The following is a 25,115-nucleotide window of genomic DNA, read 5'->3' on the forward strand; positions in this document are numbered from 1 at the left end:
AGGCCGGAAGCGCGGCGAAGCCGCGCTTCCGGTGAAACCGCGAGCGCCGACGGCGCCCGCGGTATGCTACCTCTTACCGCGCCGCTACCGCTCTACACCGCCGCGTGCTGCCAACTGCTTTGTACCCTCGCCGCGCTACGCCGGGTATGAACGAAACGCGACACCGGGTGCTCGACGCGCTCTCGGCCGGGCCGGTCTCCGGGCCGGAACTCGCCGAGGAACTCGGCATCTCCCGGTCGGCGGTCTGGAAGCACGTCGAGGCGCTCCGCGAGGCGGGATTCGACGTCGCCAGCGACGACGCGGGCTACTCGCTGGCCGGGGTGCCGGAGTTCGGCGGCGAGGCCGTCGAGTACGGGCTCGACGCGCCCTTCGAAGTCGAGTATCACGACAGCGTTCCGAGCACGAACGCACGGGCGCGTGACCTCGCGGCGTCGGGGGCCGAGGACGTCGTCGTCCTCGCAGACGAGCAGACCGGCGGTCGGGGGCGACTCGACCGGGAGTGGTCCTCGCCGAGCGGCGGCGTCTGGCTCTCGCTGCTCTTTCGACCGGACGTGCCGATGGCACAGGCCCCGGCATTCACGCTGGCGGCCGCCGTCGCAGCGACGCGGGCGGCCCGCGAGGTCGGCGTCGACGCGGGCATCAAGTGGCCCAACGACGTCCTCGTCGAGAGCGACGGGGACGAACGGAAACTCGTGGGGATCCTCACCGAGATGGAGGGGGAGGCGGACCGCACCTCGTGGATAATCGTCGGCATCGGCGTCAACGCGAACGTCGGTCCCGAGGACCTGCCCGCCGAGGCGAACCCGACGAGCCTCTCGGCGGAACTCGGCGCACCAGTAGACAGGCGCGTGTTCACGCAGCGACTGCTCGAACTATTCGAGGAGTTACGACAGGATCCGGAGGCCGCCGTCGCCGAGTGGCGGGAGTACGCGACGACGCTCGGCAAGCGGGTCCGCGTCGAGACGCCGAACGGCGTCGTGGAGGGCGAGGCCGTCGACGTCGAGTTCCCGGGGGGGCTCGTCGTCGATACCGGCGACGAGCGCGTGACCGTCTCGGCGGGGGACTGCGACCACCTGCGGCCGCTGTGAACGGGCGCCGACTCGACTCACTTCGGCGCTCGGGCCTGCGTCTCGTCGGTCGGGGCCGCCATCTCGTGGTCGCTCACCGGCACCGTCGTCACCGGGACCGGCGACGCGCGGACGACCCGCTCGGCGACGCTTCCGAGCAAGAGGCGGTCGATGCCCCCGCGGCCGTGGGTCCCCATCACGATGGCGTCGCAGTCGGCGTCGAGGGCGTACTCGACGATCGCGGTGCTCGGAACGCCGTCTCTCGTGACCGTCTCGACGGGCACGTCGCCGGTCTGCTCTCTGAGGTCGTCGAGGGCCGTCTCTCCCTCCTCGCGCAGCATCTCGGTCAGGTTCTCCCAGCCGGTCTTCACCGGGAGCGTGCTGTATCGGCCGGTCTCGACGACGTAGAGGCCGTGAATCTCGGCGTCGTGGAACGCCGCCAGCTCGACGGCGTGGCGCACGACGCCGCCCATTCCCGCCGACCCGTCCGTTGGGACTAGAATCCGGTCGTACATGCCGGTAGTTGGCGGGCGACCGGCTTAGTTATTTGGTGCGTGGTAACACACGGCAGTACCGATCAGTTCAGTTCCGATTCCAGGTCGTCGCCGTCGCCCTCGTCGGCCATCACTTCTTCCAGTTCGCGCTCGAACTCCGACTCGGTGAGCTCGCCGTTCGTGTACCGCTCCGCGGCGCGGTCGACCTCGTCCTGCGAGTCGGCGGTCGTGGCCGCAGTCGAGAACTCGGCGGCCCCGTTCTCGTCATCGCGGCTACCGAGAACCGTCGAGGCAGCCCAGTACAGCGCGTAGCCGACGCCGGCGGCGATCAGGCCGGTGACGAGCAGGCCCAGAAGCGCCGCGACGAGATTCTGCAACAGGGCCAACAGGGCGGCAGCGATGGTGAGACCGACGAAGAGGGCGACCCCGCCGAGCAGTAAGCGCCCCAGCGTGCCGAGTGCGCGGTCGGTGGCGGACATCACTCTGACGTTGCATAGCGGAGCGTAAAAGCGTACTGCGCAAGGTTCGTGAGAATCGACCGTTTTCAGCATCGAGCGTCCTTCTGTCGGCGAACTACGCGGCCTCGTCTTCGACGGCGCGTCTGAGCAGCTCGCGGCGGGCGGCGACCCCGCAACGAACCAGAACTGTGCCGACTACCGCCGCGGGTCGTCTCGGTCCGGCGAGACGACCTGTTTCACGTCCGACGTGCCCGCCCGACGGACGATGGCCCGAATCGCGTTCCGCGCGCCGGCGAGGTTATCGGAGTCGCCGTCGAGGACCAGCAAGCGTGCGGGGCGTCCCTCCTCGACGAGTCCGCAATCGAGTCCGGCGAGTTCGGCCCCGTTGACCGTCGCCATCCGGAGGACGTCCCGCGCCGAGACGTCGAACAGCTTCGCGGTGAACGCCATCTCCCGGAACATCGAGGGACTATTGAGAAAGACGTTGTCGGTTCCGAGCGCGACGGTGGTTCGCCTCGCCAGTTCTTCGACGGGTGGCATCCCGACGCCGGTGACGAGGTTCGACCGCGGGCAGACGGCGACGGGGATCTCGCTGTCGGCGACCCGTTCCATGTGGAGTTCCTCGGCGTGGACCATGTGGACCAGGAAGTCCGGGTCCAGATCCAGCGCCGCGTTGATGTCGGAGCTGTCGACCTCGCCGGCGTGGATGCCGAACAGCTTGCCGGCCCTGCGCGTTGCCCGGCGCTCGTCACCGAACTCGCCGTCGTTGGCACCGCTCGCGCCGAAGCCGTCGGCGATCTCCATCGCATCGACCGTCTCGCGGCCGAGGACGACGCTCTCTAAGTCCGAATCCGCGAGCGCGGCCCGAATCGCGCGGATGCCGTCGACGCCGCCCTCGCGGAACTCGACGAACGCGCCGGTCCCCGACTGCTCCATGTAGGACAGGGAGTGCGCCATCGCCTCGACGAGTTCCGACTGGTCGGCCTCGCGGAGGAGGCGGTGTTTCAGGCCGTCCGGCGGCGCGACCAGTTCTTCGAGCGAGAGCCCCTCTCCGGCCTCTTTGGCGATCGAGTCGCCGATGTGCGTGTGGGCGTTGACGAACGCCGGGCAGACGATGTCGTCGCTCTCGACGCTGTCCTCTTCGACGGTCGCGATCTCGCCGTTCTCGACGACGACCCGTCCCTCGACGGGTTCGAACTCCCGTCCCCTGACGATGGTCCCCTCGATAATCATGGTCGACTCTCGACGCGACGGTCAGTTAAACTCATCGAGGGTCGCGTGGATTCCGGGACGAACGTCGCGGACGCGCGCCCCATCAAGATTCAATCCCAGTTCGCGGATGGCCACGTCGCCGACCCGTTCGCTGTCGGCCTCGGGCGCGTAGACGCCCAGTCGCCACTGGTCGCGCTGGGCGGCCCGGATGGCGTTGACGAGCGTGGACTGGTCGCTCAACCGCCGTATCTCGCCGTTGACGAGGACGCGGCTGCTTGACTCGGTCATCGACGGCTCGGCCGGCACGTCGAGGACGACCGAGTCGTGGTCGACGTTGGCCTCGTCGGCGATCGCGTGTTCCATCGCCCGCACGTCCCGGTGGTCGGCATCGAGCAGTTCGTCGGGGACGGCGGTCCGCTCGGCCCAGACCGCTCGCTTGTAGAGGTCGCGTTCGCTCAAGCGACGGGCGTAGCCGCTCGTCTCGTCGCAGCGTCGGAGGCGGACCAGCAGGTCGGCGTCGTCCCAGCGGCGCAGGTCCGAGGCCGTCGCGTTCGTCGCGGTCAGCAACCGCTCGGTGCCGCGCCGGAGCATCGACTTGGCGATCCGGGCGACATGGTGCTGATAGACGGTGGGATTCATCAGCGCCCGGGCGAGCAGGAGCGACTCGGCCGTCTGGACGTTGCCCTCGTCCAGGACGAGTTCGCCGTCGACGAAGGACAGCTCGCGGACCAGCCGTTCGTGGTCGATGGTGCCGTAGGGGACGCCGGTGTGGTGGGCGTCCCGGACGAGGTAGTCCATCCGGTCGACGTCGAGTTCGCCCGAGACCAGCTGCCCGAGTTCCCCGTCGCCGGCGACGAGGTCCGCGACGCGGTCCGGGTTCAGCCCGTGGTCGGTGAGGACGCGAGCCACCTCGCCGGTGTCGAGGATCTCGTGGACGTCGTCGTGGTACTTCCCCGTCTTCCGGTGGACGAGTTCCTCGACGTTGTGGCTGTACGGGCAGTGACCCACGTCGTGGAGGAGCGCGGCGGCGCGGACCCGCTCGGCCTGCTGGCCCTCGATGCCGAGCTGCGAGAGCGCCCGGTCGGCCAGATAGTAGACGCCGAGGGAGTGCTCGAAGCGAGTGTGGTTGGCGGAGGGGTAGACCAGCGTCACCGTGCCGAGTTGCTTGACGTGGCGGAGCCGCTGGACCGGCGGCGTCTCCAGCAGCGCCTCGGCGACGCCCTCGACCGCGATGTGGTCGTGGACGCTGTCCTTGATGGTGGTCATTGCGCCCGTGTACGACGGCCCCCGGCAAAACGGTACTGCACGCGAGGACAGGTGTTCGCCGCGTGCTCGACGAGTCAGCGCCGCGCGACGGACCCGAGCAGGTCGACCAGTTCCGCGTCGGTCGCGTTCTCGGTCACGACGGCGTCCCGGGCGTCCCGCCCCATCTCCTCGACCGTCTCGATGGCCCTGTCGGGGCCGTAGTCGCGGTTGTAGACGAGCCACGCGGCCAGTACCTGCCCGGTGCGGCCGATCCCAGCGAGACAGTGGACGACGACGCGGGCCTCGTCGTTTCGCGCCGCGGCGAGGAACGGGAGTATCTCCCCGCGGAGGAGCGACTCGGGAACGAGTCGGTGGTCGGGGACCGGCGCGTGGAGGACGTTCGACTCGCCGAAGGCGTCGCGGTAGCGGTCGAGGTTCGCGCCGCTCTCGTCGAGTTGCCTGCCGGGGAGGAGACAGCAGACGCGCTCGACGTCGCTCTCGCGCATCGTCGAGATCCAGTCGGCGAGGGCGGCGCTGTGGCTCGCAGCGCTGTGCCACCCCGGCGTACAGGAACCGAAGACGTACTCCTCGTCGGGGGCGGCGGGGGCGAATCGGTGTGCGTTCGCGGGACGCATGACTCTCTGTACGTGTCCGCTGACGGCCGACTACCTTGAGTGTATCCGCGCAGTTTTCAGGACTGATTCTCAGACCGCCGAGACGGGCGGCAGCCGCGGCTGACGCGCGGGATCTCGCGGCGGCCGACATGGGTCACCCTTTTACCGCCCGTCCCCCCACGTCGGCGTATGGTGACGTTCCTCGCCGGCGGCACCGGAACGCCGAAGCTACTGGCCGGTGCCGACGACGTGTTCGCCCCCGAGACGTCGACAGTCGTCGCCAACACCGGTGACGACGTCGAACTGGGTGGCCACCTCGTCTGTCCGGACCTCGATACGATGCTCTTTCTCGACGGCGGCGAACTGGACCGGGAGACGTGGTGGGGCCTCGCCGACGATACCGCCGAGACCCACGACGAACTCCGTCGGCTCGCCGAGGCCGCCGACCTCGACACCGGTCCGCGCTATCTCCCAGAGGACGCACAGACCGCTGGCCGCGACATCGCCCGCTGGCGGCGATTTTCGGGCGTCGCCGAGTTCATGCACATCGGCGACCGCGACCGCGCGGTCCACGTCACGCGCACCTCGCTCTTGGACGAGGGGCGCTCGCTGACCGAGGTGACGCGCATCCTCGCCGACGCGTTCGGTCTCGACCGGACGCTCCTGCCGATGAGCGACGACCCCGTGGCGACTATCGTTCACACCCCGGACGGGCCGATGCACTTCCAGGAGTGGTGGGTCGGCCGGAACGGCGACCCGCCGGTCGAAGACGTGGAGTTCCGGGGACAGGGAGCGGCGACGGCCACCGACGCCGTGCGGTCGGCGCTCTCTGATCCGGTGGTGATCGGCCCCTCGAACCCCATCACGTCGCTCGGACCGATGCTCGCCCTCGACGGTATCCGGGAGGCGCTCGCCGAGACGCCCGTCGTCGCCGTCTCGCCGTTCGTCGGCGACGAGGTGTTCTCCGGCCCCGCCGCCGATCTCATGGATGGCGTGGGCCGCGAGCCGAGCACCGCAGGCGTCGCCGAGAGCTATCCCTTCGCGGACGCGTTCGTCCTTGACGCCGACGACGAGACGCCGCTCTCCCGCCCCGTCGTCCGCACCGACACGACGCTCTCCGACGAGACCGACTCGGTACGGGTCGCCCGCGCCGTCGCGGACGCCCTCGCGGAGGTGACCTGATGTTCCGCCCGCGGGTCGCGCTGGCGAGCCTCAGCGGTCGGTCCGACGCCGCGTGGGCGCGCGCGGTCGAAGCGCACGCCGGCTGTGCCTTCCTCGGCGGCATCGCGCTGGACGATCCCACGCGCGAGGCCGCCCGCCGAATGGTCGGCCGGGACCGCGAGGAGTTCCTGCCCGAGGAACCGATCGCGTTCGTCGACGAGCAACTCACCGCCCTCGCCGACGCGCCGCTTCGCCCCGCGTTCAACGTCCGGAGCGCCTCGCTCGCTCCGGTCGAACGCGTCGCTCGCGTCTGTTCCCGGCACGACGCCGTCCTCGAACTCAACGCGCACTGTCGACAGACGGAGATGTGCGCCGCCGGTGCCGGCCAGTCTCTCCTTCGAGACGAAGCGCGGCTGGCCGAACAGGTCGCGGTCGCCTCGGAGGTGGGGGCGACCGTCTCGGTGAAGGTCAGGGCGGAAGTCGACGGCGTGGACCTCACGGAACTCGCCCGGACGGTCGAAGCCGCGGGCGGCGACGCGATCCACGTCGACGCGATGGACTCGGAGGCGGTGGTCGGAGATGTCGCCGACGCGGCGGACCTGTTCGTCGTCGCCAACAACGGCGTCCGCGATCCGGCGACGACCACCGAGTACTTCGAGCACGGTGCCGATGCCGTTAGCGTCGGCCGGGCGAGCGACGACCCCGCGGTCCTGCGGACGGTCCGAGAGACCGCGGACGACTGGTTCGCACGGGAGGCGATTCGATGACCCCCCGCTCGACCGCGCAGAACGCCGAACTGGCGCTGCTGTTGGAGGTGGCCGGGACGCCCAAGCCCGGCAACGTCGACCGCGAACGGGACTTCGAGGACCTCCGGTTCGAGCACTTCCTGGCCGGGGCCGTCGGCGCGCGACCGGGTCTCGAACTCGCCGCCGAGGGCGAGCGGGTCGGGCACGCCTTCGAACGCGCCGTCGCCGGGATGGCCGAGCAGTCGGCGGGGAACACGCAGTTCGGCGCGCTGCTGGTGCTCACGCCGCTGGTCGCGGTCGCGAGCGAGGGCGACCTGACTCCCGAGAGCGCCGATCGCGTCGTCAGGGCGACGACCGTCGCCGACGCCGCGGACTTCTACCGCGCGTTCGAACACGTCGACGTGGCCGTCGACGAGCCGCCCGAGGGGCTGGAACCGCTGGACGTGCGCCGCGGCAGCGACGCGATTCCGGCGCTCGAAGAACGGGGACTGACGCTGTTCGACGTAATGGCACGGAGCGCCGACGCGGACGGCATCGCCGCGGAGTGGGTCGGCGAGTTCGAGCGGGTCTTCGACGCCGGAGAGCGGATACTTGTCGACGACGGGCCGGTCCCGGACCGCGCCTCGCGTCTCTTCGTCGAGTTGCTCGCCGAGGAGGTCGATACGTTCGTCGTGACGCGAAACGACCGCGAGACGGCCGAGGAGGTTCAGCGTCGGGCGCAGGCGGTGCTTGACGGCGAGGAGAACGCCACGGAACTGGCCGAGGAACTGGTCGCGCAGGATATCAACCCCGGGACGACGGCGGATCTGGTGGCAGGTGCGCTGTTCGTCGCGCTGGAGCGGGGGCTGGTCGTGTGACCGACGACAGCGCGGACGAGGGGTCGGTGACGGCGAGCGAGGGGAGCGAGCGCGGCTGGCCGGTCGAACTCGCCGGCGTCACGGAGACTATCGTCACGACGCTCGGGCCAAACGAGCGCTGGAACGTCGCGGCGCTCGGTGTCCGGGCTCCGGAGGGTGACAGGCCGGCGACGGCGACGACGTGGGGCCGGACCCGGACGTGGCGGAACTTCCGCGAACGCGGTGAAGGCTACGTTCAGTTCACGCGCGACCCGGTCGACTTCGCGGAGGCGGCGCTGTCCGTCCGCGAGGAGGCCGAGCCGATACTCGACAGCGCGGACGCCTGGGTGCGCTGCGCCGTCGATCGAGTGGCCGACGGCGAGGACGGCGGCACTCGGTGGGTCGAGTGGACGCTGAAGCCGCAGGAATCGGGGGTCGAACGCCGCGTCGTGCCGACGACGAACCGCGGCCACGCGGCGGTGGTCGAAGCGACGGTCGCGGTCTCGCGGCTGGACGTCCCGGCCTACGACCGCGAGACGTTGCTCGACCGGCTACGGTACTTCGAGTCCGTCGTCGAGACCGCGGGCAGCGAGCGGGAGCGCGAGGCGTTCCGACGGGTCCGCGAACTCACCGACGCCGAGTGGTAGCGAACAGGTGGCACGACCAGAGATGATCCAGCGACCGTGAGACGGCGACGTGTCGTGCCACGCGAGCGCGGTCCACGCCGCCGCAGCGTTCAGGACATATCGACCGCTGGTCCCGCTCAGGGTGATAAACCCTCGCGACCGGGCCGGAAGTCGAACCCTTTTTCAACGCGACATAGCAAGAAACCCACATGGCAATCAAACCCGCCTACGTCAAGAAGACCGGGACACTACTGATGGAGCGATACCCCAAGGCCTTCGGCGCCGACTTCGAGCACAACAAGGACGTCGTCGACGAAGTCACCGACATCGAGTCCAAGGGCGTGCGCAACCGCATCGCCGGCTACGTCACGCGCAAGTACAACAACCCCGTCGAAGCGTAATCCGGCTCTTCTCTCTGCTCTCAGTTTTCCGTAGCGACAGCGTTACCGATGCTACCGCTCGGAACCGGCGTCGGCGGAGCCGGTACCGGACGGCTCGGCCGGACCGGTGTCGGCAGTTCGGGAGTCAGACTGGCGCTTGCGGTGGATGACGCCCTGCATGTTCGCGGTGCGAGCGGCGATATCGCGGAAGGCCTCGCCCGTCTCGCTGTCCTCGTCTAAGACGAGCGGTTGGCCCTCGTCGCCGCCCTCGCGGACGCCGGGGTCGAGCGGCACTTCACCGAGGAACGGCATGTCGGTCTCCTCGGCGAACTCGCGGCCGCCGCCGCTCCCGAAGATGTCGTGGTTACCGCCGCAATCCGGACAGACGAACGTCGACATGTTCTCGGCGACGCCCAGGACGGGCGTCTCGTGGCGGCCGAACATCCGCATGCCCTTGCGGGCGTCGTCGAGCGCGACCTCCTGCGGCGTCGTGACGATGACGGCGCCGGAGACGGGGACGCGCTGGAGCATCGTCAGCTGCGTGTCGCCGGTGCCCGGCGGCAGGTCGACGATCATGTAGTCGAGGCCGCCCCAGACCACGTCGTTCCAGAGTTGGGTGAGCACGTTGTCGACCATCGGCCCGCGGAAGATGACCGGGTCGTCCTTGCCGACGAGGAAGTCCATGCTCATCAGTTTCATCCCGTACTTCTCGACGGGTAGTATCTGCTCGTCCTCGGTGGCCCGCGGCGACTCGTCGGCGTCGAGCATCCGCGGGACGTTCGGCCCGTAGATGTCGGCGTCGAACAGACCGACGCGAGCGCCCAGTTGCGCGAGACCGGCGGCGAGGTTGACCGCGATGGTCGACTTGCCGACGCCGCCCTTCCCGGAGGCGACGGCGATGACGTTCTTGACGTTCGGGAGCGGGTCCTCCTCCTCGGAGACGCCGCGGTCGACGCTCGCCGAGAGCGAGACCTCGCGGTCGGCGTCGGCCAGCGCTTCGCGGACCTCGCCCGCCATCGCGGTCTCGGTCGGCGAGTACGGCGCGCCGAGCGCGAGGTCGATCCGTATCTCCCCGTCGGTCACGTCGACGCTGTTGACCAGCCCCAGCGAGACGATGTCTTCCTCTAAGTCCGGGTCCCGCACGTCCCTGAGTCGCTCGCGGACGTCCGCTTCGTTCATGTCACGGGGATAGGCTCCGGAGATGCGATAAGGATTGTGACAGCGCTCTCTCCCACCTATCGAACGCCCTGGCGACGGTTCACGACGAGCGTTCGAACACTTCGGCAACGGTCAGGACCGCGTCGAACTCGGGCGGCTCGCCGGTGAGCCGGACGACGCCGTCGTCGGCGTCGTACTCGATGAACTCCGCCGTGTCCGCCTTCGGGAGATCAGCGTGGTGGAGCTTGATCTCGTATCGTTCGAGCTCCGTCTCCGAGACCGCCGGGGAGTCGGCGTCGGCCTCCATCTCCGCCACCGCCTCTGCTAACTCACGCACACTCACGGGTGAGTCCTGCTCCCGCAGGTAGTACAGTACGTAGCGCCGGCGTCTCTCGCTGAGCAGCTCGAACACGTCGTCGAGTGATACCATGATTGACAAAGGTACGCTGCCAGAGAATAAAAACAGGTCGCTGAGCCGACGTGTTCGTCGGTGAAAGGCGGAGCGGCTCGGCCGATTGTCGTCCCTTCCGATCGGGGGCTCGTCTCGGACTCGACTACGGCCGGCGAAACGTGTAGGAAACCGCCGCATCTCCGTCGCCGAACTCGACGTGCAACTCGCCGGCGTCGTGATCGAACACGAGCCTCTCGGCGGGCGCGTCGAACGCGTGAAGCGGCATTCCCGAATCGACGCGGCCGTCCGGGCCGACGCTGACGTGCGTCGACTGACCGAACTCCGCGGAGAGCGTGCCGTCGTCGGCTTCGGTCAGCCTGTCCGTGCCCGCGAACCGTTCGAGGTGCCGCCGCAGGGCGTCGCGATCGCTCGGGTTGACTGCGGTCCCGCCGTCGGTGACGAGTCTGTCGACCATACTCGCCGCTGAGGCCGCCGAACGCTAAGGGGTTGTGTCGTCGGCTCGATCGCGGTCGAGGCCCCGGTGTGCAGGGTATTCACGCGGCAGCCCCCTTCCGTTGCGTTTAAATACAACCCCGGAATAGTCACGGACAGACTCGTGTAGGGGGACCGGCCCCCGAGTCCGCGTGCCGCGGGCGCGAGTATCAATGCAGGCGTGTCGTGGTAGCCAAGCCTGGCCCAAGGCGCAGGGTTGCTAACTCTGTGGCGTACAGCCTCCGGGGTTCGAATCCCCGCCACGACGCTCATCAGACCAATTACCCACATATGAGTGCAGAAGACCCCAACGCGGGCGAGGACGCGGATGCCGAAGAGGAGGAGGACATCCGCTATTTCGTCCGTATCGGACAGACCGACCTCGACGGGACCAAGTCCGTCGAGCGAGCGCTGACAGAACTGAACGGCATCGGTCACCGCGCCGCCCGCATCATCGCCCAGAAGGCCGATGTGGACCGCCGCGCGGTCTTCGGCAAGCTCGACGACGACGTCATCGACACCGTCGTCGAGCACGTCGAGAACTACGCTGACGAGGTCCCCGAGTGGATGACCAACCACCAGAAGGACTACTACTCCGGTGAGACCACTCACGAGACCGGTAACGAGCTCCAACTCACCCAGCGCCAGGACATCAACCGCATGAAGATGATCGACTCCTACCGCGGCGTCCGCCACAAGCGCGGACGGAAGGTCCGCGGCCAGCGGACGAAGTCCACCGGCCGTACCGAGGGGACCATCGGCGTCAACGTCGAGGCCATCAAGGAAGAGCAGGCCGAGGAAGCCGCCGCGGAGGATGACGAATAATGGCGCTCGGATCGAACACCAAGTTCTACGAGACGCCGAACCACCCCTATCAGGGCGAGCGGATCGCCGACGAGAGCAACCTGCTCGGTCGCTACGGCCTGAAGAACAAGGAAGAGCTCTGGCGCGGCCAGTCCGAGCTTCGCGACTACCGCCGCGAGGCCCGGAAACTGCTCGGCAGCGCGAGTGAGGACACCGACCGCGAGGCCGAGGAGTTCCTCGCCCGCCTGCAGCGCTACGGCATTCTCGGCGACCAGGACTCCCTCGACGACGTCCTGTCGCTCGACGTCACCGACGTCCTCGAGCGCCGACTCCAGACCGTCGTCTACCGCAAGGGCTACGCGAACACGCCCGAGCAGGCGCGACAGTTCATCGTCCACGGCCACATCGAACTCGACGGTCAGCGCGTCACGCGCCCGTCGATGAAGGTCGAGACGGCCGTCGAGAGCTCGGTCGGCTTCGACGAGAACAGCTCGCTGTCGGACGAACTGCACCCTGAGCGCGCGGAGGAACAAGAATGAGCGAAGCCGAAAACGACGGAATCTGGGGCGTCGCCCACGTCCACGCATCGTTCAACAACACCATCATCACCATCACGGACCAGACCGGCGCGGAGACGCTGGCGAAGTCCTCCGGTGGGACCGTCGTCAAGCAGAACCGCGACGAGGCGTCGCCGTACGCGGCGATGCAGATGGCGGAAGTCGTCGCCGAGAAGGCACAGGACCGCGGCGTCGAAGGCGTCGACGTCCGCGTCCGCGGCCCCGGCGGGAACCAGCAGACTTCCCCCGGGCCGGGCGCACAGGCGACCATCCGCGCGCTGGCCCGCGCAGGGCTCGAAATCGGCCGCATCGAGGACGTCACGCCGACGCCTCACGACGGCACGCGCGCACCCAAGAACTCCGGATTCTAATCCATGACACAGGACTACGAGGTTGAGTTCGTCGAACGCGGCGAGCGGGAGTCACGCGTGCTGGTACGGGGCATCACGCCGGCCTTCGCCAACGGCATCCGCCGGGCGATGGTCGCCGACGTGCCCACGTTCAGCATCGACACGGTTCGCGTCATCGAGAACACCAGCGTGATGTTCAACGAGCAGATCGGCCTCCGACTGGGGCTGGTCCCGCTGACGACCGACCTCGACGACTTCGAGGAAGGCGACGAAGTGACGCTGTCGCTGTCGGTTGACGGCCCGAACACGGCCTACTCCAGCGACCTCGTCTCCGGCGACCCGCTGGTCGAACCCGCCGACGACAACGTCCCCATCATCGACTTGAAAGACGGCCAGCGCCTCGAAGTCGAGGCCGACGCCGTCCTCGACAACGGGAAGGAACACGCCAAACATCAGGGCGGCGTGGGCGTCGGCTACCGACACCTCCAGCGCGTCGAGGTCGTCGGGGAGAAAGGCGAGTTCGAGGACGACGAGCCGAACATCCTCCGCGGCGTCATCGAGGAGGGCGCGGCCGAGCACGCCGCCGACCCGGACGCCGAGAACGGGGACCTCGTCCTCACCGACGAGTTCGGAAACGATCTCTCCCAGCGGTACCCCGGCAAGGAGGTCGAGGTCACCGACGTCGAGAACGCCTTCGTGTTCCACGTCGAGACCGACGGCTCGTTCACGTCCGACGAACTGGTCCTGCGCGCGGTCGAGACGCTGCGTGACCGCGCGACCGAACTGAAAGACGCAGTCCAACTGTAACGCCACATGCCCCGAAACACACCTTCGACGCCGATGACCGCCCGCGCCCCGAGCGAGAGGACCGAAAGGGGTTTTACGGGGCACGCAGAACGAAATAACGCGAGCAGGGATAGCCAAGTCAGGCCAACGGCGCAGCGTTCAGGGCGCTGTCCCGTAGGGGTCCGCAGGTTCAAATCCTGCTCCCTGCACTTTTCCTACAAAGGAGGAACTCTATGAGCAAGACGAACCCGAGACTCAGCAGTCTCATCGCTGACCTGAAGTCGGCCGCCCGCAGCGCGGGCGGCAACGTCTGGGGCGACGTCGCCGAGCGCCTCGAGAAACCCCGGCGCACCCACGCGGAAGTCAACCTGGGCCGCATCGAGCGGTACGCCCAGGAGGACGAGACCGTCGTGGTGCCGGGCAAGGTACTCGGTTCCGGTGTCCTGCAGAAGGACATCACCGTCGCCGCAGTCGACTTCTCCGGCACCGCCGAGAAGAAGATCGACCAGGTCGGAGAGGCTGTATCGCTCGAACAGGCAATCGAAAACAACCCCGAAGGCTCCCACGTGCGGGTGATCCGATGAGCCTCGCGGAGTTCGACGCCGACGTCGTCGTCGACGCCCGTGACTGTATCATGGGCCGCGTGGCCTCGGAAGTCGCCGAGAGGGCGATGAACGGCGAATCGGTCGCCGTGGTCAACGCCGAACGCGCGGTCATCACCGGCCGCGAGGAGCAGATCGTCGAGAAGTACCAGAAGCGCGTCAACATCGGCAACGACAACGGGTACTTCTACCCGAAGCGACCGGACGGCATCCTCAAGCGCTCGATCCGCGGCATGCTTCCCCACAAGAAGACGCGGGGCCGCGAAGCGTTCGAGAACGTCCGCGTCTACGTCGGGAACCCCCACGACGAGGACGGCGAAATCGTCGAGGGGACCTCGCTGGACCGACTGTCGAACATCAAGTTCGTCTCGCTCGGCGAGATAAGCGAGCAACTCGGAGCGAACAAGACATGGTAACGAACACGTCTGGTAAGAAGAAGACCGCCGTCGCCCGCGCGACTATCCGCGAGGGCGAGGGCCGCGTGCGTATCGATTCCCAGCCGGTCGAACTCGTCGACCCGGAGCTGGCCCAGCTGAAGATGCTGGAGCCGTTCCGGATCGCGGAGGACGAACTCCGCGACGACGTCGACGTCGACGTGACCGTCGAGGGTGGCGGCGTCATGGGGCAGGCCGACGCCGCCCGAACCGCCATCGCTCGCGGTCTCGTGGACTTCACGAACGACGCGGAGCTGCGCGACGCGTTCATGGAGTTCGACCGGTCGCTGCTGGTCAACGACGTTCGTCAGTCCGAACCCAAGAAGTGGGGCGGTCCCGGCGCTCGGGCCCGCTACCAGAAATCCTACCGCTGAGGTGATTCAAGCATGATGGTACCGGTCCGGTGTTTCACCTGCGGCAACGTCGTCGGCGAGCACTGGGAGGAGTTCAAGGCCCGCACCCGCGAGGCCGAGGAGCCAGAGGACCCGGAGAAGGTCCTCGACGAACTCGGCGTCGAGCGGCACTGCTGTCGCCGGATGCTCGTCTCGCACAAGGACCTCGTCGACATCGTGGCTCCGTACCAATGAACGCACAGGAGAGCCGATACGAGAAGGCCCGCAAACTCGGCGCGAGAGCGCTGCAGCTGGCCCACGGTGCGCCCGTGCTCATCGAGACGGAGCACACCCAGCCGATCCTCATCGCGGCCGAGGAGTACGACGCCGGTGTGCTCCCCTTCACCGTCAAACGAGGCGACCACAAGTGACCCTAATCACCGACATCCGACTTCGCCGCGTCCTCGACTCGCGTGGGAACGCGACCGTCGAGGCCGACGTCCTCACCGAGAGCGGGGGCTTCGGCCGCGGCAAGGCACCGAGCGGCGCAAGTACCGGCGAGTACGAGGCCATCGAACTGCCGGCTCAGGAGGCGATCGCGAACGCTCGCGACGACGCGCTCCCGCGCCTCGTCGGCGAAGTCCACGCCGGCAATCAGCGCGACGTCGACGCGGCGCTCCGCGCCGCCGACGGCTCCGACGACTTCTCGGAGATCGGCGCGAACTCCGCCGTCGCCATCTCGATGGCGGCCGCCAAGGCCGGTGCCGACGTGCTGGGCGCGCCGCTGTTCCAGCACCTCGGCGGCACCTTCCGTGGCAACGAGTACCCGACGCCGCTGGGTAACATCATCGGCGGCGGCGAACACGCCGCGGACGCGACGAACATCCAGGAGTTCCTGGCGGCACCCGTCGGCGCGCCGAGCGTCGAGGACGCCGTCTTCGCCAACGCCGCGGTCCACCAGGAGGTCCACGACATCCTCGCGGAGCGCGACCTGCCAGCGGGCAAGGGCGACGAGGGCGCGTGGGCACCCTCCGTCTCGGACGACGAAGCGTTCGAGATCATGGAAGAGGCCGTCGAGACGGTGGCCGACGACTTCGGCTTCGCGATCACCTTCGGTCTCGACGTCGCCGGCGCGGAGCTGTACGACGACGAGGAGGACGGCTACGTCTACGACGACGGCGTCAAGTCCACCGAGGAGCAGATCGAGTACATCGCCGAGAAGGTCGAGGAGTACGACCTCGTCTACGTCGAGGACCCCCTCGACGAGAACGACTACGAGGCCTTCGCCGACCTGACCGACCGCGTCGGCGACCAGACGCTCGTCTGCGGTGACGACCTGTTCGTCACGAACGTCGAGCGACTGGAGGCCGGTATCGCCGCCGGGGCGGGCAACTCCATCCTCATCAAGCCCAACCAGATCGGGACGCTCACCGACGCGGTGGACGCCATCGAGCTGGCGACCCGGAACGGCTACGAGTCCGTCGTCTCCCACCGGAGCGGCGAGACGGAGGACACCACTATTGCACACCTCGCCGTGGCGACCGACGCGCCGTTCATCAAGACGGGCGCGGTCGGCGGCGAGCGCACAGCCAAGCTGAACGAACTCATTCGTATCGAGGACAACGCAGTATGAGCGGGAACGAAAAAGAGGGTCTCGACGCGTCCGAGTCCGACTTCGACCCGTCCGAGGAGGACGACGAAGCGGCCGACGCCGAGCCCGAGACGGAAGCCGAACAGCCCGCCGACGCCGCCGACGAGGCGGCCGAGGCAGAGATAGAGGAAGAGGAAGACGCCGGACCGCAGATGGACGAGGACGTCATGCCCGGCGAGCAGTCGGAGGCGGACCTCCTCATCCCCGTCGAGGACTACCTCGGCGCGGGCGTCCACATCGGGACCCAGCAGAAGACCAAGGACATGGAGCGGTTCATCCACCGCGTCCGTGACGACGGTCTCTACGTGCTGGACGTCTCGATGACCGACCAGCGCATCCGCACGGCCGCGGACTTCCTGGCCAACTACGAGCCCGAGCAGATCCTCGTGGCGTCGTCGCGCCAGTACGGTCGGTTCCCGGCCGAGAAGTTCGCCGAGGCCGTCGGCGCTCGCGCCCGCACGGGGCGGTTCATCCCGGGGACGCTGACGAACCCGGACTACGACGGCTACATCGAACCGGACGTCGTGGTCGTCACCGACCCCATCGGCGACGCGCAGGCGGTGAAGGAGGCCATCACGGTCGGCATCCCGGTCATCGCCATGTGTGACTCCAACAACACCACGTCCAACGTGGACCTGGTCGTCCCGACGAACAACAAGGGGCGAAAGGCGCTGTCGGTCGTCTACTGGCTGCTGGCCAACGAGACGCTCGACCGCCGCGGTGCCGAGCCGTCCTACGGGCTCGACGACTTCGAATCCGATATCTGAGTTCGCGCGCTCTTCGATTCGTTTTCGCGGCTCACCGTGTCGAGGAGTGGAGACGCTCGATGAGCCCACGACGGCACAAAACCTACTATCCACCCCCGAGTAGCGAGCGCGATGGCAGAGCAAGACACCCTCCTCAACGCGGTCATCGGCGCGGTCGCGACAGCCCTCCTGAGTTCGTTCGTCCCCTTCGCACCGGTCTTCGGCGGTGCGCTCGCCGGCTACCTCCAGGGCGGCGACCGGGACGACGGCCTCCGCGTCGGGGTCGTCTCCGGCCTCATCGGCCTCGTGTTCTCGGCGATCGTCGCCGTCTTCGTCTTCGTCGTCCTCTTCGGTCTCGTCCTCAGCGGCGGGATGCCGGTCGGGTTCGGCGCGTTCGGCCTCGTCTTCCTCGTCCTCGTCGGCCTGTTCTCGGCCGTCTACATCGTCGGGCTGAGCGCGCTGGGCGGCTGGCTGGGCAACTACGTCAAGTACGAGACGGACGTCGGCAACTGACGATCGCTCGCGGGCGGTTATATCACGGCGGTGCTCGATAGCGGCGGGTGAGATGCGCGAGACGCTGACGGACGCGGGGTGGGGCGCGCTCGTGACGCTCGCCGGGGTCGCGGCGATGGTCCCGCTGTTGGCGCTGTACGTCGCCGGCGCGCTCGGGGTCGGTGTCCCGCCGTCGTCGCCGGCCTACGACCTCTTCTTGGGACTCGTATTCGGATTCTTCCTTGCGTACGCGGTCGGCCTGAGCACCGTCGGCGGTCTAGGCGGGACGTGGATGCGGCGACACACAGACTGGAATCTGGACCCGAGTCGCTGGCTTTGAGGGGGCGCTTCGGCGAATGGCGACGCGGTTTGGCACTCGATTCAAACGTGTCCAGTCCTAACCGCCGCTATGTCGAAGACCCCGCCGGGACCGAAGGGGGAACCGCTGTTCGGCAGCAGCCGAACGTACGCGAACGATCCGTTTCGGTTCATCTCGGCGCTGGAGACGGCCTACGGCGACGTGGCCCGGTTCGATATGGGGCCGATGGACACCCTCATGCTCTGTGACCCGACAGCGATCGAGCGGGTGCTGGTCTCGGACGCCGACCGGTTCCGCAAGCCGGACTTCCAGGGCGACGCGCTCGGCGACTTGCTCGGCGAGGGACTGCTCTTGAGCGAGGGCGAGACGTGGGAACAGCAGCGGCGGCTGGGGAACCCGGCGTTCTCGATGGGGCGGCTGGCCGGGATGGCGGACCGGATTACGGACCACGCCGAGGACCGCATCGCGGGGTGGGACGCGGGAGATGTCGTGGATATCGAACAGGAGATGACGCGAGTGACCCTCGACGTCATCCTCGATCTGATGATGGGCGTTACACTCTCCGAACAGCGGGTGCGGACCATCGAGGAGCAGCTCGTCCCGCTCGGCCAGCGCTTCGAACCCGACCCGATCAGGTTCGCCGCGCCCGACTGGATGCCGATGCCGGACGACGCCGAGTTCGCCAGCGCCGTCGAGACGCTGGACGGAGTGCTAGACGACATCGTCGCCGTCCGCGAGGCGGACGTCGGGACGGACGCCGACGGCCCGATGGACTTCCTCTCGGTGCTCATCCGAGCGCGCGACGACGGGAACCAGACGGCCGAGCAGCTGCGCGACGAGATGATGACGATGCTGCTGGCGGGTCACGACACGACGGCGCTGACGCTCACGTACACCTGGTTCCTGCTGTCGGAGCATCCCGCGGCCGAGCGGAAGGTCCACGCGGAACTCGACGAGGTCGTCGGCGACGAGCGACCGGGGATGGAACACGTCCGCGAACTCGACTACCTGGAGCGGGTGATCCAGGAGGCGATGCGGCTGTATCCGCCGGTGTACACCATCTTCCGCGAACCGACCGACGACGTGGAGCTATCGGGATATCCGGTCGAGGCGGGGACGACGCTGATGCTCCCGCAGTGGGGGGTCCACCGCTCGGCCCGCTTCTACGACGACCCGGAGGCGTTCGACCCCGACCGCTGGCGGCCCGAACGCGCGGAAGAGTGCCCGCGGTTCGCGTACTTCCCGTTCGGCGGCGGTCCGCGCCACTGCATCGGCAAGCACCTCGCCATGCTGGAGGCCCAACTCATCACCGCGACGACGGCCAAGCGGTACCACCTCGACTTCCAGGGCGAGACGCCGCTGGAACTCATGCCGTCGCTGACCGCCCATCCCAGACAGGAGATGTCGATGCGGGTCGAAAGCCGAGACTAGCCGGCCGTTACCACTCGGTCGGGACGTCCGTCACGTCGACGTCTCGCTCGGCCGTGACGTGGCCGCGAATCCGCAGCGGTATCGTCTCGGCCTCGCTCGTCGTGTATTCCGTGTCTACGTCCAGCGACGCCGAGACCGACTCGCCGGCGGCGACGGTACGCTCGACGACGCGCGATTCGTCGTCGTCCGCGATGCGCTTCGTCGGCCAGTAGACCGCCGCGAGGAACCGCCCGTCGGTCTCGGCGACGTTCGTCGCCGAGAGCGACACCGACAGCGGCTCGCCCTGCGAGACCGATTCGGGGACGGTCACGCTATCGAGTTTGAACCGGGGAGACGAGGCGGCGAGCGTCTCGGTCGCACCCGCCGGGAGCGCCCACTCGGTGTCCTCGCCGTCGCGTCGGATTCGCGGATTAGACGCCGACAGCGGCGACGGCAGGGTGAACGCGAGAAACGGTCGCTCGATGCCCGCGGCCATGTAGTTTCTCGATCCGACGGTGTCGGGCAGTCCCGGGTTCCACGACTCCGAATCGGTCTCGAAGGTGAATCCGTCGGTCGAAGCGTCCCGCGGTCCCTCGATGGAAGCGACGACGTACTGCTTGCTCTGGGCCGTGAGCACGCCCCCCGATCCCATCAGGGACTCGTACCGAATCGACTTCCGGACGACGATGTCCCCGACGGCGGGCGTCGCGTCGGTGTGCGTTCCGGCGGGTTGGTCGGTTGGCGACTCGGTCCGCGAACCCGTTCGGGTATCGCTCGGCGGGGCTTCGGTTCGGTTCGGCGTATCGTCCGAGCCCGCGGGCGACTCGGAGAGACAGCCGGCGAGTCCGGCGAGGGCCGTTCCGCACGCGGCGAGCAGTCGGCGGCGGTTCATACTCGGTCGTTCCGCGCACCGCTAAAAGTGCTTTCAGGAGGCTGAAAACCGCTTTTTACCGTTGTCACATCGTGCGTCGTCCCGAACTGCGAGCGAGCCGTCGCGTCGATCCGGAATCTCGCTCCGAAAACGCCTAACCCCCTCCGGATACACGAACGGGTATGGTTACGTCGAGCGCCCCCGGCAAGGTGTATCTGTTCGGGGAACACGCGGTCGTCTACGGTGAGCCGGCGGTCCCGTGCGCCATCGAGCGCCGGGCGCGAGTGACGGCCACCGAGCGAGAAGACGGGTTGCGCGTTCACGCGGACGACCTCAAGCTCGATGGGTTCACCGTCGAGTACGACGGCGACGGCGATACGCGGCCGGACGTCGAGGCGGAGCGGCCACTCGTCGAGGCGGCGATGGGCTACGTCAACGAGGCGGTCTCGCAGGTCCGGGAGGCCACCGGGACGCCCGAGGCCGGCTTCGAGATACAGATCGAGAGCGACATCCCGCTGGGGGCGGGCCTCGGTTCCTCGGCGGCGGTCGTCGTCGCGGCCATCGACGCCGCGACGCGGGAGTTGGGCGTCGAACTCACGCCCCGCGAGATCGCCGACCGCGCGTACCGGGTCGAGTCGGCGGTGCAGGACGGGCAGGCCTCGCGGGCCGACACGTTCTGCTCGGCCGTCGGCGGCGCGGTCCGCGTCGAGGGCGACGACTGCCGGACGCTCGATGGCATCGGCAACCTCCCGTTCGTCATCGGGTTCGACGGCGGGGCCGGCGACACCGGGGCGCTCGTCGCCGGCGTCCGCCGGCTCCGGGAGGAACACGACTTCGCGGCCGACACCGTTCGGGCGATCGGTGACGTCGTCCGGGAGGGGGAGAACGTCCTCGGCACGGACGACTACGAGTCGCTGGGGGAGCTGATGAACTTCAACCACGGGCTGCTGTCGGCGCTCGGCGTCTCCTCGCGGTCGCTGGATACGATGGTGTGGGCCGCCAGGGACGCCGGCGCGGTCGGCGCGAAGCTCACCGGGGCCGGCGGCGGCGGCTGTATCGTCGCGCTGGACGAGGGCGACGACGCCCTCACCGCGCTGAAGTACACACCGGGCTGTGAGGACGCTTTCCGGGCGGAACTGGACACCGAGGGAGTGAGGCGGGAATGACCGTCGTCCTCAAACTCGGCGGGAGCGTCGTCACCGAGAAGGACGAACCGGAGACGGTCGACGACGCGGGACTCGCGGCGGCGGCCGACGCCGTCGCCGACGCGGACGAGGACCTCGTCGTCGTCCACGGCGGCGGGAGCTTCGGCCACCACCACGCCGCCGAGTACGGCGTCAGCACGACCGAGGGGACCCGCGACGTTGCCGGCGTCGACGCGATCCACGGCGCGATGAAGCGACTGAACGCGCGAGTCGTCGCCTCGCTGACCGACCGGGACGTGCCGGCGGTCCCGGTCCATCCGTTCTCGGCGGGCCACCGCGACGCCGACGGCGCGCTCTCGCTGCCCACCGGTCAGGTCGAGACGCTGCTCGGCGAGGGGTTCGTGCCGGTGCTCCACGGCGACCTCGTCGCCCACGAGGGCGAGGGCGCGACCGTCCTCAGCGGCGACGAACTCGTCGTCGAACTCGCGCCCGCCGTGGACGCGGATCGCGTCGGTGTCTGCTCTACGGTTCCGGGCGTTCTCTCCGAGGCCGGTGAGGTGATCGAGCGGATCGCGGCGTTCGAGGACGTGGCGGCGGCCCTCGGCGGGAGCGACGCGACCGACGTCTCCGGCGGGATGGCCGGGAAAGTCCGGGCGCTGCTCGCGCTGGAGAGCCCGGCCCACGTCTTCGGTCCCGACGACCTCCCCGCGTTCCTCGCCGGCGAGTCACCGGGGACGACCGTCGACGCCGAGTGATACTGTCGGCGTAACCTATTTGACCAGCGTTGGTCATTGTCGTACAATGTCTGCTGTTAGCTTATTGGACGTTTACCGATACGGCACGCGCTTCGTCGGGTACTTTCTCGTCGTGAGCGTCGTCGGGGGCGTGTTCGTCGGGATCGGCATGGTCCTCGGCGCGTCGAGTGCGACCTCCCCCACAGTCGAGACGAACCGCGCGCTCTTGGGCGTCGTCGTCGCCGGTATCGGCGTCCTCCTCACGCTCTCGGGCCTGTTCGGACTCGCCCACAAACTCGTCGCCGACGCGACGCGGGTCGGTGCCGCCGCGGCCGTCGCGGCGACGGGTGGGGAACCGACTGCTGATCGAGCCGAGGACGAATCGGGCGGTGAGACCGCGACCACTGACGAAACCGCCAGGGTCGATAGCGGGGAAACGACCGACGAGCGTCGGCCCGCGGATACGGCGGCCGCGTCGACCGGTACGGCGGCTGGTGGGGCCGCAGCGACCGCCGACGAGGAGACGTCGACCCGGCGATCCGAGACGCAGCCGCCAGCCGAGGACCCCGCGGACCCCGTGGGCGTCAATCGGCCCGGCCAGAGACGCGGCGGTCCGGGGCCGGCGGCTGCGACGGAGTTGGAGACGGCGGAAGCGACGCGGGCACCGGAACAGTCGCGGTCGGCGGTCGCCGGTGCCGACGACCGATCTGCTGCCGAGCGGGACTCAGTTCCGGACCAGCCGACGGACGCCGACGTCGACGTTCCGGGGGAAGAGACCACCGGCGATGCCCCTTCGAGCGCGGCGACTGCCACCGAGACCGACGACACCGGCGCGGGACCGACCGAGGTGTCCGCCGGAGACGACAGTATCTTCGGTGGCCCGACGGCGGACGCCCCGAGCGACGCCACGGGAGAGCCGACGGCGCGCGAAGCGAACGAGGGGAACGCGCCGACTCCGGCGGAGCGCGAGTCGCCGCAGGAGTGGTCCCCGCCGGACCCGACGGAGTTCGAGTCGGGCGAGTCGTCGGATCCGCAAACGGCGGACGACGCCGGTGGAACCGCGGACGCCGCCGCGTCCGACGCCGCTGACTGGGGTGCGGAGGGCACGGACGCGACGGGCGACCACGACGAATCGACCGACGGACCGCGAACGACGGACGACTTATTCGGCGAGGAGCCGATCGACGAGAGCGACCCGTTCGAGCGCGCGGTCGGCGAGGAGACGCGCACCGCGGACAGTTCGGACGTGACGGGCGCGGACGCGACGGACGAAGTGGTCGCCGACCAATCGACTGACGAGGACGACTCCGAGACCGCTGGCAGTACCCGACGGTTCGACGTCGACTCGGACGGCGACCCGCTATCCGACGCGCTGGACGACGAGTGAGCGGACGGAACCCACATCGTTTTAAGAAGCCGCGTTGTACTGCCGCGTAACCGAGCGCACGGCCGCCCGCGACTCGCGGTTCGGCGGCCGGCAGACGACGGGGGAAAAGTCGTCGGGACGCGAGTCCCTTCCACTGCGGGAACCGAGGCTACGGGGCTACCCCGGCCGGCCTCGCCACCCATCGGAATCGAGACGCCGTTTCGGCGGTTACCGTCGTCGCCACCACCAACCGCGTGCTCGCGGTCGGCTCCACTCGGAGCTACAACCATGGAAGTCGAAATCGCAACAATTGGCGGATATGAGGCTGTGGGCCGACAGATGACGGCCGTCCGTGCGGGGGACGACGTCGTCATCTTCGACATGGGCCTGAACCTCTCGAAGGTACTGATTCACGACAACGTCGAGACCGAGCGGATGCACTCGCTCGACCTCATCGACATGGGCGCGATCCCGGACGACCGCGTCATGTCCGACCTCGAGGGCGACGTCAAGGCCATCGTGCCGACCCACGGTCACCTGGACCACATCGGCGCGATCTCGAAGCTCGCACACCGCTACGACGCGCCCATCGTCGCCACGCCGTTCACCATCGAACTCGTCAAACAGCAGATCAAGGGCGAGGAGAAGTTCGGCGTCCAGAACGACCTCCAGAAGATGGAGGCCGGCGAGACGATGCAGATCGGCGAGCGCACCGAACTGGAGTTCGTCAACGTCACTCACTCCATCATCGACGCCATCAACCCGGTCCTTCACACGCCGGAGGGCGCAGTCGTCTACGGGCTTGACAAACGGATGGACCACACGCCGGTGCTGGGCGACCCCATCGACATGAAGCGCTTCCGCGAGATCGGCCGCGAGGGCGAGGGCGTCCTCTGTTACATCGAGGACTGTACGAACGCCGGCCGGAAGGGCCGGACGCCCTCCGAGTCCGTCGCGCGCCGACACCTCAAGGACGTCATGCACAGCGTCGAGGACTACGACGGCGGGATCGTCGCCACGACGTTCTCGAGCCACATCGCTCGCGTGAAGAGTCTCGTCGAGTTCGCCGACGACATCGGCCGTCAGCCGGTGCTTCTGGGCCGCTCGATGGAGAAGTACTCCGGCACCGCGGAGCGCCTGGACTTCGTGGACTTCCCCGAGGACCTGGGGATGTACGGCCACCGGAAGTCCGTCGATCGCACGTTCAAGCGCATCATGAACGAGGGCAAGGAGAACTTCCTGCCCATCGTGACGGGCCACCAGGGTGAGCCGCGCGCGATGCTCACCCGCATGGGCCGCGGCGAGACCCCCTACGAACTGGACGACGGCGACAAGGTCCTCTTCTCGGCCCGGGTCATCCCGGAGCCGACCAACGAGGGCCAGCGCTACCAGTCCGAGAAACTGCTGGGTATGCAGGGCGCTCGCATCTACGACGACATCCACGTCTCGGGCCACCTCCGAGAGGAAGGGCACTACGAGATGCTACAGGCGCTGCAGCCACAGCACGTCATCCCCGCTCACCAGAGCCTCAAAGGGTTCGCGCCGTACGTGGACCTCGCCGAGAACCAGGGCTACAAGGTCGGCCGCGACCTCCACGTTACCCGAAACGGTAACATGATCCAACTCACCGAGTAGA

33 protein-coding genes and 2 tRNA genes are annotated in these 25,115 nt (G+C 68.4%); 26 read left to right on the plus strand and 9 right to left on the minus strand.

The window, feature by feature from the left end; all coding sequences use genetic code 11:
• Positions 1-146 precede the first annotated feature (146 nt).
• Positions 147-1,088, plus strand: coding sequence for a biotin--[acetyl-CoA-carboxylase] ligase (locus tag GO488_RS00190; RefSeq protein WP_162315802.1), 942 nt, complete (start codon positions 147-149; stop codon positions 1,086-1,088).
• A gap of 17 nt (positions 1,089-1,105) precedes the next feature.
• Here the strand turns inward: GO488_RS00190 and GO488_RS00195 are convergent, their stop codons facing one another.
• From GO488_RS00195 to GO488_RS00215, 5 genes are all read right to left on the minus strand, one after another.
• Complete coding sequence (locus tag GO488_RS00195) at positions 1,106-1,582, minus strand: universal stress protein (RefSeq protein WP_162315803.1); 477 nt, start codon at positions 1,580-1,582, stop codon at positions 1,106-1,108.
• Between the two features lie 62 nt (positions 1,583-1,644).
• Positions 1,645-2,040 (minus strand): SHOCT domain-containing protein, encoded by a 396-nt coding sequence (locus tag GO488_RS00200; RefSeq protein WP_162315804.1) that lies wholly within the window; start codon positions 2,038-2,040, stop codon positions 1,645-1,647.
• Positions 2,041-2,214: 174 nt separating this feature from the next.
• Positions 2,215-3,252, minus strand: coding sequence for an amidohydrolase family protein (locus GO488_RS00205; RefSeq protein ID WP_162315805.1), 1,038 nt, complete (start codon positions 3,250-3,252; stop codon positions 2,215-2,217).
• Between the two features lie 21 nt (positions 3,253-3,273).
• Entirely contained in the window at positions 3,274-4,497 is a 1,224-nt protein-coding gene (locus tag GO488_RS00210) for an HD domain-containing protein (RefSeq protein ID WP_162315806.1), read from the minus strand.
• A gap of 74 nt (positions 4,498-4,571) precedes the next feature.
• Positions 4,572-5,111 (minus strand): protein-tyrosine phosphatase family protein, encoded by a 540-nt coding sequence (locus GO488_RS00215; RefSeq protein ID WP_162315807.1) that lies wholly within the window; start codon positions 5,109-5,111, stop codon positions 4,572-4,574.
• A 168-nt stretch (positions 5,112-5,279) separates the two neighbouring features.
• On the opposite strand from GO488_RS00215, the gene cofD reads away from it, so the two are divergent.
• From cofD to GO488_RS00240, 5 genes are all read left to right on the plus strand, one after another.
• Positions 5,280-6,272: a 2-phospho-L-lactate transferase gene (gene cofD / locus GO488_RS00220; RefSeq protein WP_162315808.1), complete on the plus strand. Its 993-nt coding sequence runs from the start codon at positions 5,280-5,282 to the stop codon at positions 6,270-6,272.
• Positions 6,272-7,018, plus strand: a complete 747-nt coding sequence (locus tag GO488_RS00225) for a tRNA-dihydrouridine synthase (RefSeq protein ID WP_162315809.1) — start codon at positions 6,272-6,274, stop codon at positions 7,016-7,018. Before cofD ends, GO488_RS00225 begins: the two co-directional genes overlap by 1 nt.
• Complete coding sequence (locus GO488_RS00230) at positions 7,015-7,854, plus strand: triphosphoribosyl-dephospho-CoA synthase (protein WP_162315810.1); 840 nt, start codon at positions 7,015-7,017, stop codon at positions 7,852-7,854. Before GO488_RS00225 ends, GO488_RS00230 begins: the two co-directional genes overlap by 4 nt.
• Positions 7,851-8,480, plus strand: coding sequence for a DUF447 domain-containing protein (locus tag GO488_RS00235; RefSeq protein WP_162315811.1), 630 nt, complete (start codon positions 7,851-7,853; stop codon positions 8,478-8,480). The genes GO488_RS00230 and GO488_RS00235 overlap by 4 nt, the downstream gene beginning before the upstream one ends.
• Positions 8,481-8,668: 188 nt before the next feature.
• On the plus strand, positions 8,669-8,860 hold the full coding sequence (locus tag GO488_RS00240) for a 30S ribosomal protein S17e (protein ID WP_135303180.1): 192 nt from the start codon (positions 8,669-8,671) through the stop codon (positions 8,858-8,860).
• Positions 8,861-8,911: 51 nt separating this feature from the next.
• Here the strand turns inward: GO488_RS00240 and GO488_RS00245 are convergent, their stop codons facing one another.
• From GO488_RS00245 to GO488_RS00255, 3 genes are all read right to left on the minus strand, one after another.
• On the minus strand, positions 8,912-10,018 hold the full coding sequence (locus tag GO488_RS00245) for an Mrp/NBP35 family ATP-binding protein (RefSeq protein WP_162315812.1): 1,107 nt from the start codon (positions 10,016-10,018) through the stop codon (positions 8,912-8,914).
• A 79-nt stretch (positions 10,019-10,097) separates the two neighbouring features.
• Positions 10,098-10,427 carry a DUF7344 domain-containing protein gene (locus GO488_RS00250; protein WP_162315813.1) on the minus strand — a complete coding sequence of 110 codons (330 nt, stop codon included), beginning with the start codon at positions 10,425-10,427 and terminating at the stop codon, positions 10,098-10,100.
• Positions 10,428-10,551: 124 nt separating this feature from the next.
• A complete protein-coding gene (locus tag GO488_RS00255) occupies positions 10,552-10,863 on the minus strand; it encodes a hypothetical protein (protein WP_162315814.1) in 312 nt (103 codons plus the stop codon).
• Positions 10,864-11,063: 200 nt separating this feature from the next.
• Between GO488_RS00255 and GO488_RS00260 the strand changes: the two genes are divergently transcribed.
• The 16 genes from GO488_RS00260 to GO488_RS00335 all read left to right on the plus strand — a co-directional run bounded on the left by GO488_RS00260 (position 11,064) and on the right by GO488_RS00335 (position 19,384).
• A tRNA-Ser gene (locus GO488_RS00260) sits at positions 11,064-11,148 on the plus strand.
• A gap of 23 nt (positions 11,149-11,171) precedes the next feature.
• The gene (locus tag GO488_RS00265) at positions 11,172-11,705 is read left to right on the plus strand and encodes a 30S ribosomal protein S13 (RefSeq protein WP_162315815.1); all 534 of its coding nucleotides are present in this window, start codon (positions 11,172-11,174) and stop codon (positions 11,703-11,705) included.
• Complete coding sequence (locus GO488_RS00270; RefSeq protein ID WP_162315816.1) at positions 11,705-12,223, plus strand: 30S ribosomal protein S4; 519 nt, start codon at positions 11,705-11,707, stop codon at positions 12,221-12,223. The genes GO488_RS00265 and GO488_RS00270 overlap by 1 nt, the downstream gene beginning before the upstream one ends.
• Entirely contained in the window at positions 12,220-12,612 is a 393-nt protein-coding gene (locus tag GO488_RS00275) for a 30S ribosomal protein S11 (protein ID WP_135303174.1), read from the plus strand. Before GO488_RS00270 ends, GO488_RS00275 begins: the two co-directional genes overlap by 4 nt.
• 3 nt (positions 12,613-12,615) lie before the next feature.
• Positions 12,616-13,398, plus strand: coding sequence for a DNA-directed RNA polymerase subunit D (locus GO488_RS00280; protein ID WP_162315817.1), 783 nt, complete (start codon positions 12,616-12,618; stop codon positions 13,396-13,398).
• Between the two features lie 103 nt (positions 13,399-13,501).
• Positions 13,502-13,586: transfer RNA gene (locus GO488_RS00285), tRNA-Leu, on the plus strand.
• Between the two features lie 24 nt (positions 13,587-13,610).
• Positions 13,611-13,961 carry a 50S ribosomal protein L18e gene (locus GO488_RS00290; protein WP_162315818.1) on the plus strand — a complete coding sequence of 117 codons (351 nt, stop codon included), beginning with the start codon at positions 13,611-13,613 and terminating at the stop codon, positions 13,959-13,961.
• The gene (locus GO488_RS00295; protein WP_162315819.1) at positions 13,958-14,395 is read left to right on the plus strand and encodes a 50S ribosomal protein L13; all 438 of its coding nucleotides are present in this window, start codon (positions 13,958-13,960) and stop codon (positions 14,393-14,395) included. The genes GO488_RS00290 and GO488_RS00295 overlap by 4 nt, the downstream gene beginning before the upstream one ends.
• Positions 14,389-14,787: a 30S ribosomal protein S9 gene (locus GO488_RS00300; RefSeq protein WP_135303170.1), complete on the plus strand. Its 399-nt coding sequence runs from the start codon at positions 14,389-14,391 to the stop codon at positions 14,785-14,787. The genes GO488_RS00295 and GO488_RS00300 overlap by 7 nt, the downstream gene beginning before the upstream one ends.
• 12 nt (positions 14,788-14,799) lie before the next feature.
• The gene (locus tag GO488_RS00305; protein ID WP_159901306.1) at positions 14,800-15,000 is read left to right on the plus strand and encodes a DNA-directed RNA polymerase subunit N; all 201 of its coding nucleotides are present in this window, start codon (positions 14,800-14,802) and stop codon (positions 14,998-15,000) included.
• A complete protein-coding gene (locus tag GO488_RS00310; RefSeq protein ID WP_135303168.1) occupies positions 14,997-15,176 on the plus strand; it encodes a DNA-directed RNA polymerase subunit K in 180 nt (59 codons plus the stop codon). The genes GO488_RS00305 and GO488_RS00310 overlap by 4 nt, the downstream gene beginning before the upstream one ends.
• Positions 15,173-16,378, plus strand: a complete 1,206-nt coding sequence (gene eno, locus GO488_RS00315; protein WP_162315820.1) for a phosphopyruvate hydratase — start codon at positions 15,173-15,175, stop codon at positions 16,376-16,378. The genes GO488_RS00310 and eno overlap by 4 nt, the downstream gene beginning before the upstream one ends.
• Complete coding sequence (gene rpsB / locus GO488_RS00320) at positions 16,375-17,163, plus strand: 30S ribosomal protein S2 (protein ID WP_162315821.1); 789 nt, start codon at positions 16,375-16,377, stop codon at positions 17,161-17,163. The genes eno and rpsB overlap by 4 nt, the downstream gene beginning before the upstream one ends.
• 111 nt (positions 17,164-17,274) lie before the next feature.
• A complete protein-coding gene (locus GO488_RS00325) occupies positions 17,275-17,655 on the plus strand; it encodes a DUF5518 domain-containing protein (RefSeq protein ID WP_162315822.1) in 381 nt (126 codons plus the stop codon).
• A 52-nt stretch (positions 17,656-17,707) separates the two neighbouring features.
• Positions 17,708-17,974: a hypothetical protein gene (locus tag GO488_RS00330; RefSeq protein ID WP_162315823.1), complete on the plus strand. Its 267-nt coding sequence runs from the start codon at positions 17,708-17,710 to the stop codon at positions 17,972-17,974.
• Positions 17,975-18,043: 69 nt separating this feature from the next.
• Positions 18,044-19,384, plus strand: coding sequence for a cytochrome P450 (locus GO488_RS00335; RefSeq protein WP_162315824.1), 1,341 nt, complete (start codon positions 18,044-18,046; stop codon positions 19,382-19,384).
• A gap of 7 nt (positions 19,385-19,391) precedes the next feature.
• Here GO488_RS00335 and GO488_RS00340 read toward each other — a convergent pair whose 3' ends face one another.
• Positions 19,392-20,255 (minus strand): hypothetical protein, encoded by an 864-nt coding sequence (locus tag GO488_RS00340; protein ID WP_162315825.1) that lies wholly within the window; start codon positions 20,253-20,255, stop codon positions 19,392-19,394.
• A 161-nt stretch (positions 20,256-20,416) separates the two neighbouring features.
• Between GO488_RS00340 and mvk the strand changes: the two genes are divergently transcribed.
• From mvk to GO488_RS00360, 4 genes are all read left to right on the plus strand, one after another.
• Positions 20,417-21,400, plus strand: a complete 984-nt coding sequence (mvk, locus tag GO488_RS00345; protein WP_162315826.1) for a mevalonate kinase — start codon at positions 20,417-20,419, stop codon at positions 21,398-21,400.
• Positions 21,397-22,134, plus strand: coding sequence for an isopentenyl phosphate kinase (locus GO488_RS00350; protein WP_162315827.1), 738 nt, complete (start codon positions 21,397-21,399; stop codon positions 22,132-22,134). Before mvk ends, GO488_RS00350 begins: the two co-directional genes overlap by 4 nt.
• 46 nt (positions 22,135-22,180) lie before the next feature.
• Positions 22,181-23,500 carry a hypothetical protein gene (locus GO488_RS00355; RefSeq protein WP_162315828.1) on the plus strand — a complete coding sequence of 440 codons (1,320 nt, stop codon included), beginning with the start codon at positions 22,181-22,183 and terminating at the stop codon, positions 23,498-23,500.
• A 267-nt stretch (positions 23,501-23,767) separates the two neighbouring features.
• Positions 23,768-25,114, plus strand: a complete 1,347-nt coding sequence (locus GO488_RS00360) for an RNase J family beta-CASP ribonuclease (protein ID WP_162315829.1) — start codon at positions 23,768-23,770, stop codon at positions 25,112-25,114.
• The last annotated feature ends 1 nt before the right edge of the window (position 25,115 follow it).

It is taken from the genome of Haloarcula limicola, from assembly GCF_010119205.1.
Classification (GTDB): Archaea; Halobacteriota; Halobacteria; order Halobacteriales; family Haloarculaceae; genus Haloarcula; species Haloarcula limicola.

Coding starts and splice junctions, on each gene's coding strand:
- GO488_RS00190 (WP_162315802.1), top strand. CDS start 147: ATGAACGAAACGCGACACCGGGTGCTCGACGCGCTCTCGGCCGGGCCG.
- GO488_RS00195 (WP_162315803.1), bottom strand. CDS start 1,582: ATGTACGACCGGATTCTAGTCCCAACGGACGGGTCGGCGGGAATGGGC.
- GO488_RS00200 (WP_162315804.1), bottom strand. CDS start 2,040: ATGTCCGCCACCGACCGCGCACTCGGCACGCTGGGGCGCTTACTGCTC.
- GO488_RS00205 (WP_162315805.1), bottom strand. CDS start 3,252: ATGATTATCGAGGGGACCATCGTCAGGGGACGGGAGTTCGAACCCGTC.
- GO488_RS00210 (WP_162315806.1), bottom strand. CDS start 4,497: ATGACCACCATCAAGGACAGCGTCCACGACCACATCGCGGTCGAGGGC.
- GO488_RS00215 (WP_162315807.1), bottom strand. CDS start 5,111: ATGCGTCCCGCGAACGCACACCGATTCGCCCCCGCCGCCCCCGACGAG.
- cofD (WP_162315808.1), top strand. CDS start 5,280: ATGGTGACGTTCCTCGCCGGCGGCACCGGAACGCCGAAGCTACTGGCC.
- GO488_RS00225 (WP_162315809.1), top strand. CDS start 6,272: ATGTTCCGCCCGCGGGTCGCGCTGGCGAGCCTCAGCGGTCGGTCCGAC.
- GO488_RS00230 (WP_162315810.1), top strand. CDS start 7,015: ATGACCCCCCGCTCGACCGCGCAGAACGCCGAACTGGCGCTGCTGTTG.
- GO488_RS00240 (WP_135303180.1), top strand. CDS start 8,669: ATGGCAATCAAACCCGCCTACGTCAAGAAGACCGGGACACTACTGATG.
- GO488_RS00245 (WP_162315812.1), bottom strand. CDS start 10,018: ATGAACGAAGCGGACGTCCGCGAGCGACTCAGGGACGTGCGGGACCCG.
- GO488_RS00250 (WP_162315813.1), bottom strand. CDS start 10,427: ATGGTATCACTCGACGACGTGTTCGAGCTGCTCAGCGAGAGACGCCGG.
- GO488_RS00255 (WP_162315814.1), bottom strand. CDS start 10,863: ATGGTCGACAGACTCGTCACCGACGGCGGGACCGCAGTCAACCCGAGC.
- GO488_RS00265 (WP_162315815.1), top strand. CDS start 11,172: ATGAGTGCAGAAGACCCCAACGCGGGCGAGGACGCGGATGCCGAAGAG.
- GO488_RS00270 (WP_162315816.1), top strand. CDS start 11,705: ATGGCGCTCGGATCGAACACCAAGTTCTACGAGACGCCGAACCACCCC.
- GO488_RS00275 (WP_135303174.1), top strand. CDS start 12,220: ATGAGCGAAGCCGAAAACGACGGAATCTGGGGCGTCGCCCACGTCCAC.
- GO488_RS00280 (WP_162315817.1), top strand. CDS start 12,616: ATGACACAGGACTACGAGGTTGAGTTCGTCGAACGCGGCGAGCGGGAG.
- GO488_RS00290 (WP_162315818.1), top strand. CDS start 13,611: ATGAGCAAGACGAACCCGAGACTCAGCAGTCTCATCGCTGACCTGAAG.
- GO488_RS00295 (WP_162315819.1), top strand. CDS start 13,958: ATGAGCCTCGCGGAGTTCGACGCCGACGTCGTCGTCGACGCCCGTGAC.
- GO488_RS00300 (WP_135303170.1), top strand. CDS start 14,389: ATGGTAACGAACACGTCTGGTAAGAAGAAGACCGCCGTCGCCCGCGCG.
- GO488_RS00305 (WP_159901306.1), top strand. CDS start 14,800: ATGATGGTACCGGTCCGGTGTTTCACCTGCGGCAACGTCGTCGGCGAG.
- GO488_RS00310 (WP_135303168.1), top strand. CDS start 14,997: ATGAACGCACAGGAGAGCCGATACGAGAAGGCCCGCAAACTCGGCGCG.
- rpsB (WP_162315821.1), top strand. CDS start 16,375: ATGAGCGGGAACGAAAAAGAGGGTCTCGACGCGTCCGAGTCCGACTTC.
- GO488_RS00325 (WP_162315822.1), top strand. CDS start 17,275: ATGGCAGAGCAAGACACCCTCCTCAACGCGGTCATCGGCGCGGTCGCG.
- GO488_RS00330 (WP_162315823.1), top strand. CDS start 17,708: ATGCGCGAGACGCTGACGGACGCGGGGTGGGGCGCGCTCGTGACGCTC.
- GO488_RS00335 (WP_162315824.1), top strand. CDS start 18,044: ATGTCGAAGACCCCGCCGGGACCGAAGGGGGAACCGCTGTTCGGCAGC.
- GO488_RS00340 (WP_162315825.1), bottom strand. CDS start 20,255: ATGAACCGCCGCCGACTGCTCGCCGCGTGCGGAACGGCCCTCGCCGGA.
- mvk (WP_162315826.1), top strand. CDS start 20,417: ATGGTTACGTCGAGCGCCCCCGGCAAGGTGTATCTGTTCGGGGAACAC.
- GO488_RS00350 (WP_162315827.1), top strand. CDS start 21,397: ATGACCGTCGTCCTCAAACTCGGCGGGAGCGTCGTCACCGAGAAGGAC.
- GO488_RS00355 (WP_162315828.1), top strand. CDS start 22,181: ATGTCTGCTGTTAGCTTATTGGACGTTTACCGATACGGCACGCGCTTC.
- GO488_RS00360 (WP_162315829.1), top strand. CDS start 23,768: ATGGAAGTCGAAATCGCAACAATTGGCGGATATGAGGCTGTGGGCCGA.